Raw genomic sequence first — 5,250 nt, 5'->3', positions numbered from 1 at the left:
CTTCGGTGGACAGGGTGCCGGTGACCTCGACGGTGCCGTCAGTGGTGGTGTCTCGTCCTCCGAGGTGGACCTGGAAGTCGCGGTCATCAGCAGCCTTGAGCCGCCGGCGCTCGGCTTCCTCGGGGTCGTAGAGGTCGATGGCCTGGGCCACGGTCCTCTCGATCTGCGCGAACGAGCAGGATTGCAGGGTGGGGGCGAGCATCTGGTCGACGTATCGGGCGGCTTCGAAGCTCAAGGTCAGGGTGTGCTCGCAGACGCGGAACGCTTTCCACACCGGGACCTTGAGGGCGACGACTTGTTCCCAGATGCGGCGCAGGCGGTAGCGGAGCTCGAGGGTCTTGCCGACGTAGGTGCACCCGGCTTCTGAGGACATCCCAAGGACCGCAGCGAGGTCGTAGACATCGAACTCCGAGACCAGGGGGCACCCGACCCCACCGAGGATCACACCGTCGATCCCGAAGGTCAGGTCGTCGACCAGGGAGTTGTCCACGCGGAACTCGACTGCCCAGTCCACGACGCTCTGCAGCATCCTCACGTCGGCGGCATCGCGCGCGGCCTTCGCGTCGCTGACCACCTTGACGGCGGTCGGGGTGGGCGTCTTTCGCATGGTCCGATTCTAGTCGCCTCCACCGACATTCGACAGTGTGATCGAACGATCTGTGGATGAGGTTGCGGGTCTGTCCCGGGGCTTCGTCGACGGGCTCGTTCCTCGCCCTGCTCAGCCTCCGGGGCCTTGCGCCGTCCGCCGTCCGGTGCTCCTGACGTGTCCCGTGGGGAGCCTGAGAGGATGGCGACCGCCCGCGACGCACCGCGCGACGTGGCGCCCCGAGTCGTTCGACAAGAAGGAGTGGTCATGCAGTTCGGTCGCAGCTACGAGGAGTTCGAGGTCGGAGCGACCTACAAGCACTGGCCCGGCAAGACGGTCACCGAGTACGACGACCACCTGTTCTGCCTGCTGACGATGAACCACCACCCGCTGCACCTCGACGTCAACTACGCCGAGGAGACCACGCAGTTCAAGAAGAACGTCGTGGTCGGCAACTACGTCTACTCGATCCTGCTCGGCATGAGCGTGGCTGACATCTCCGGCAAGGCCATCGCGAACCTCGAGGTCGAGTCGCTGCGTCACGTGGCACCGACCTTCCACGGCGACACGCTCTACGGCGAGACCACCGTGCTGGAGAAGACCGAGTCGAAGAGCAAGGACGACCGTGGCGTCGTCTACGTCGAGACGATCGGCTACAACCAGGACGGCAAGATCGTGTGCATCTTCCGTCGCAAGGTGATGGTTCCCAAGGACTCCTACCTCGAGGCCCGTGGCGGCGAGCAGCCCGGCCGCCCCGTGCCGCAGCCCGACAAGTTCTGGTCCGGCCCGCAGGCCTGATCGAACCACCCAGTCAGCAGCAGGAAGGATCACCGACGTGTCGTCTGAGCTCTGGATCGTCCGCCACGGCCCCACCGAGTGGAGCCGCAACGGGCGCCACACGTCGGTGACCGACCTGCCGCTGCTGCCCGACGCCGAGGACGACGCCCGCGCCCTCGCGCCGCGGCTCGCCGACCTCGACCCGGCCCTGGTCCTGACGAGCCCCCGGCTGCGGGCTCGGCGCACCGCCGAGCTCGCCGGGTTCGCCGGCGCCGTCCTCGACGAGGACCTCGTCGAGTGGGCCTACGGCGACTACGAGGGCCTCACCACGCCGCAGATCCGCGAGCAGGTGCCGGGCTGGAGCGTCTGGACCGACCCGTGCCCCGGTGGGGAGGCCCCCGAGCAGGTCGCCGAGCGTCTCGACCGGGTCGTCGCGCGAGCCCGGGCCGCCGACGGCACGACGATCGCCTTCGCCCACGGGCACTCGCTGCGAGCCCTGGCCGCGCGGTGGCTCGGACTGCCGGTGAGTGACGGCCGGCTGTTCCGGCTCGACACCGCGACGATCTCGGTGCTCGGCTACGAGCGCGAGACGCCGGTGCTCCTGCGCTGGAACTCTTGACGTCCCGCACCTGGGCCGCGACCGTGGGTGCATGCCGTCGCAGGTGGGCTGCCCACGCTGCCCGTCGTCGCTGACCCAGTCGGCCGACGGGTGGGTCTGCCCTGAGCACGGGGACGTCGATCCGCTGCACCGGCCGGTGCTGGCGTCGTACGACGCGTTCGCCGAGCACCTGCGCTCGTCGACCGCCGTCCCGACGTACTTGCCGTTCCCGCTCAGCCCGGGCTGGACGGTCACCGACTTCGCGTGCGTGGGCTCGGAGCCGTCGCGTGCTACCGCGACCATGACCTGCTGCACAGGCCCGAGCGCGCTCGACGGTCCGGTCGACGTCGTCGTCGTCACCGAGGAGCCCGGCGTCGGGCTGGGGGCTCGTCTTGCCGGGACCGCCGATCCCGATCCGGGCGGTGACGTCGGGGCCGCGCCGCCGGCGGTCTCCGTGCGGATCGAGCGACAGTCCGTGCCGCTCTGGCCGGTCTCGACCGGCGTCGAGTCGCAGGAGTGGGACCGCTCGGTGCTGGCCGGCGAGGTCGGCGGCCGGTGGATCTGGCTGATCCTGCGCCCCGCTTCGGCGATCCTCCTGCTGCGCGACGGCTGGATCCTGCGCGACGCCGCCCAGAGCGGGCCGCACCTGGTCGAGCTGCCCTTCGGGGGACCACCACCGAGCTGGTGACGCCCTAGGGTGCGCAGATGCGCATCGACCTGCACACGCACTCGTTGGCCAGCGACGGCACCCAGACGCCGTCCGAGCTCGTGACCGCGGCGCAGCACGCCGGGCTGGACGTCGTGGCGATCACCGACCACGACAGCGCCAACGGGTGGGAGGAGGCGGCCGATGCGGCACGGCGCGTCGGCATCGAGCTGGTGCGCGGCATGGAGATCAGCACCAACCACCGCGGCCGGGGCGTGCACCTGCTGGCCTACCTGCCCGACCCGACCCACCCGACGCTCGCCGCCAGCCTGGCGCGGATCGTCGACGGACGCGGGTCGCGGGCGCCGGCGATGGTCGAGGCCCTCCAGCGGATCGGCATCGACCTGACCCTGGACGACATCGCGGCGCCCGTGCCGGGCCGGCCGCACGTGGCCGACGCGCTGGTGCGCAAGGGCATCGTGGCTTCGCGCGACGACGCGTTCGAGCGCTACCTCAACCCCGGCCGCCCCGGCTACGTCGACCGCTACGCCGCCGACCTCACCGCCACGATCGTCGCGGTGACCGAGGCCGGGGGAGCGAGCGTGATCGCCCACCCCTGGGGCCGGGGACGGCGCCACGACCTCCCGCACGGCGAGCTCGCCGCGCTGCGCGACGCCGGGCTCAGCGGACTCGAGGTCGACCACCAGGACCACAAGGCGCCCGACGTGCGCGAGGAGCTCCGCGCGATCGCGCGCGACCTCGACCTCGTGGTGACCGGGTCCAGCGACCATCACGGCCTGGGCAAGTCCAACCACGGGCTCGGCTGCAACACGACCGCCCCCGAGGAGTACGAGCGACTGCTCGAGCGCGCGGCCTCCGCGTCGGCCGCGACCGGACGTCGTACGCCCGAGGTCGTGCGGGGGTGAGTCACGGGTTTCGACTCGCCTGACGCGGCTCCGCTCCTCAGCCGCGGGCTCGCTCAGCCTGCGCTCGCAACGCGCTGTGCTCGTCCCTCGCACAGCACTGCTTATTTACGACCGATGCCCTGGAGCGCCTGGAGGGCCTTGTTGGGCACCAGCCGGGTGAGCGCGACGACCGTCTTGTACTGCGCCCCGGGGATCGAGTAGATCCGGCCCTTGTCGAAGTCGGACAGGGCCTTCTCGACCAGGAACTCGACGTCGAGCCACATGAAGCTGGTGCCCTTCGCGACCTCCATCCGCTCGTGGAACTCGGTCTTGGTGAAGCCGGGGCACAGCGCCATCACCGTGACGCCCTGGGCGCGGTACTCGTTGGCCGCCCACTCCGTGAAGCTGTTGACCCAGGCCTTGGTGGCCGCGTAGGTGCCGCGGGGCAGGAAGGCGGCGACGCTGGAGACGTTGATGATGCCGCCGCGGCCGCGCTCGGTCATCGGCCCCAGGGCCGCGTGGGTCAGGCGCAGCACGGCGGTGACGAGGACGTCGAGCATCGCGTTCTCGGCCTCGATCGGGTTGTCGAGGAAGCGCTTCTTGAGCCCGAAGCCGGCGTTGTTGACGAGCAGGTCGATGGGTCGGGCCGGGTCGGTCAGTCGCGCCTCCACCAGGGCCAGCTGGTCGCGCTCGACGAGGTCGGCGGTGATGACCTCGACCTCGACGCCATGAGCCGCGCGCAGGGCGGCAGCCACCTCGTCGAGACGAGCGGTGTCGCGGGCGACGAGGACGAGGTCGTGACCGCGCGACGCCAGCTGGACGGCGAACTCGTGGCCGATGCCGGCCGTCGCGCCGGTGATCAGGGCAGTCGTGTCGGTCGTGTGCTCAGTAGCCATGGGGCGAGTCAACCACCGCCCTCTCGGCGACTCACGTGTGCCGTGCCACACCTGAGGTGCTGCGTCCGGCATGATGGGCCACGATGACCACCACGCTCGCGATCGCCAACCAGAAGGGCGGCGTCGCCAAGACCACCAGCGTCGCCTCGATCGGGGCGGCGCTCGCCGAGCTCGGCCACGCCGTCCTGCTCGTCGATCTCGATCCCCAGGCCTGCCTCACGTTCTCCCTCGGCATCGACCCCGAGGACCTCGAGCTCTCGGTGCACCACGTGCTCACCAAGGGACTCGACCCCACCGAGGTGATCCTCGAGACCGAGGACGGCGTCTCGCTCGTGCCGGCCACGATCGAGCTCGCCCGCGCCGAGGCCGACCTGCTCACCCGCACCGGCCGCGAGCACGTCATCCGCGGCATGGTCGAGGACCTCGCCGAGAAGGGGGTCCACTACGACTGGATCCTCCTCGACTGCCCGCCCTCGCTGGGTGTGCTGACCGTGGCGGCGCTGACCGCCGCCGACGGCGTCCTGATCCCGCTGCAGTGCGAGACGCTCTCGCACCGCGGGGTCGGCCAGCTGCTCGACACCGTCCACGACGTCCGCCGGTTCACCAACCGCGACCTCGAGGTCTGGGGCGTCCTGCCCACGCTGTACGACGGCCGCACCACTCACTCGCGCACGGTCCTCGAGACGATCTCGGAGACCTACGACCTCGACGTCGTCGAGCCGCCGATCCCCAAGACGATCAAGTTCGCCGAGGCGCCCGCCGCCGGCCGCTCGATCCTGGCCACCAGCCGCACCAGCAAGGGCGCCAAGGCCTACCGCGAGGCGGCCGCCAACCTGGGCACC

6 protein-coding genes and 1 pseudogene are annotated in these 5,250 nt (G+C 70.8%); 5 read left to right on the top strand and 2 right to left on the bottom strand.

Annotated features, from left to right (window positions below; translation table 11 throughout):
• A pseudogene (locus VOI19_RS13670) lies at window positions 1-607 on the bottom strand (HNH endonuclease); the annotation flags it as partial.
• A 180-nt stretch (window positions 608-787) separates the two neighbouring features.
• Here VOI19_RS13670 and VOI19_RS13665 point away from each other — a divergent pair.
• Genes VOI19_RS13665 through VOI19_RS13650 form a run of 4 tightly spaced genes read left to right on the top strand, consistent with a single transcriptional unit; the run spans window position 788 to window position 3,533 of the window.
• Entirely contained in the window at window positions 788-1,384 is a 597-nt protein-coding gene (locus VOI19_RS13665; protein ID WP_323793514.1) for a MaoC family dehydratase, read from the top strand.
• 28 nt (window positions 1,385-1,412) lie between these two features.
• Window positions 1,413-1,982, top strand: a complete 570-nt coding sequence (locus VOI19_RS13660; protein ID WP_416366384.1) for a histidine phosphatase family protein — start codon at window positions 1,413-1,415, stop codon at window positions 1,980-1,982.
• A gap of 31 nt (window positions 1,983-2,013) precedes the next feature.
• Window positions 2,014-2,649 (top strand): DUF6758 family protein, encoded by a 636-nt coding sequence (locus tag VOI19_RS13655; RefSeq protein WP_323793512.1) that lies wholly within the window; start codon window positions 2,014-2,016, stop codon window positions 2,647-2,649.
• 17 nt (window positions 2,650-2,666) lie between these two features.
• Window positions 2,667-3,533 carry a PHP domain-containing protein gene (locus tag VOI19_RS13650; protein WP_323793511.1) on the top strand — a complete coding sequence of 289 codons (867 nt, stop codon included), beginning with the start codon at window positions 2,667-2,669 and terminating at the stop codon, window positions 3,531-3,533.
• A 101-nt stretch (window positions 3,534-3,634) separates the two neighbouring features.
• On the opposite strand, the gene VOI19_RS13645 is transcribed toward VOI19_RS13650, so the two are convergent.
• Window positions 3,635-4,408, bottom strand: coding sequence for an SDR family oxidoreductase (locus VOI19_RS13645; RefSeq protein ID WP_323793510.1), 774 nt, complete (start codon window positions 4,406-4,408; stop codon window positions 3,635-3,637).
• An 83-nt stretch (window positions 4,409-4,491) separates the two neighbouring features.
• Between VOI19_RS13645 and VOI19_RS13640 the strand changes: the two genes are divergently transcribed.
• The coding region (locus VOI19_RS13640) for a ParA family protein (RefSeq protein WP_323793509.1) at window positions 4,492-5,250 on the top strand (759 nt) is incomplete at its 3' end.

Origin of the sequence: Nocardioides sp. (assembly GCF_034670285.1) — a bacterium.
Lineage (GTDB): Bacteria > Actinomycetota > Actinomycetes > Propionibacteriales > Nocardioidaceae > Nocardioides.
The sequence above is the reverse complement of the archived record's forward strand: the minus strand, read 5'-3'. Positions and strand labels throughout refer to the sequence as shown.